The organism is Paenibacillus hemerocallicola, from assembly GCF_006265175.1.
Taxonomy (GTDB): domain Bacteria; phylum Bacillota; class Bacilli; order Paenibacillales; family NBRC-103111; genus Paenibacillus_AB; species Paenibacillus_AB hemerocallicola.
The window spans coordinates 1-1,167 of sequence record NZ_VDCQ01000155.1 but is presented as its reverse complement, the minus strand read 5'-3'; the positions used below and the strand labels follow the sequence as shown (position 1 = coordinate 1,167).

Sequence of the window (1,167 nt, the reverse complement as noted above, 5' to 3'; positions counted from 1 at the left end):
TGATCTGATTGAAGTGGATGAAGCTCCGACATTAGGGATAATCAGGGGAATAAGCTTTGAAGTGAAGGCAGCGGGGAAGACGGCAAAGTTAACCCTCCAGCGAGACAAGGTGCTGGTAAAGTCCAGTAGCATTCTGGTTGCGGATTATGAACATGTAATACCCGACGATGGAGGATTTCATCGGTGGGGGATTGCTTACGATGGCCGTGGAAAATTGATGCTGTCCATGGACGAGATGAGGATCGTTTCCTTCAACGTAGCTACTCCTGTTTCAAGCGGTGCGGACTCGCTCAAAATCATCAATGCTTCGATGAATAGCGTGTCCGGTCATAACGAGGTTTACCTGGATCATCTGAGGTTGACGGTAGGAGACTTGCCGGAGTGGACGCAGGTCGAACCGCGAATTAAAGGGTTATCGGTGCTCCCTTATTCCGACTCGGAGGAAGTGACACTCGGGGCAGGATTGGATGATATTCCTCCCAACTGGTTGTCCGGAGGCGAACTGGAGATCAGGACGAAGTTGGTGCAGGACGATCAAATCATTGCACAGCATAGCGGGATCATTTCTTCTCCCCGTTTCCAAATTCCGCTTGCACCTGGGGGACAGACGGGAATCATGACTGCTGTAGCAGAGTTGTATTATAAAAATCGCAAAGTGAATGAAATAACGAGTGACTTCTATGTATATCCTTCGGTTCATAAGGTAAACCCCGGTGATGCACTGGTATCTGTACCGGGCAGTGTCTACCTATACAACGACATGCTCTGGTTGGAAGATGACCAAGGACAAAAGGCGACATATGCCGGATGGAAGACGGGAAAATATCGTTATTTGGGCAGTAATGAGGACGAAATGTGGATCGCGAACGAACCGGGCGCCCATTCGTTGGAACTGCCGCTGGAACTCCAAGGGCGGTATGCTGTCTATGTCGGTTATGTAGCCAAGGCTGGCGGATTCCAGGTTTCTTATGGAGAGGAAGCAAGCGGACAGGTTGCAGGGACCAAGACAGTGACCGGAACAACTTACGGTCTCAAGGCTACCGAAGAGCAATTTCTATTTGCCGGTCAATTTGATGGAGAACGCATTCGGATTACTCCGCTGCCGGATCAGCAGGCTTACATTACTTATTTTAAGCTTAGAAGCCTGACAGAGGAAGAGTTGACGTT

1 protein-coding gene is annotated in these 1,167 nt (G+C 49.5%); it reads left to right on the top strand.

The window, feature by feature from the left end; genetic code table 11:
- Positions 1-1,167: hypothetical protein (locus FE784_RS41500; protein WP_176706882.1), on the top strand; the 1,167-nt coding region annotated here is incomplete at both ends.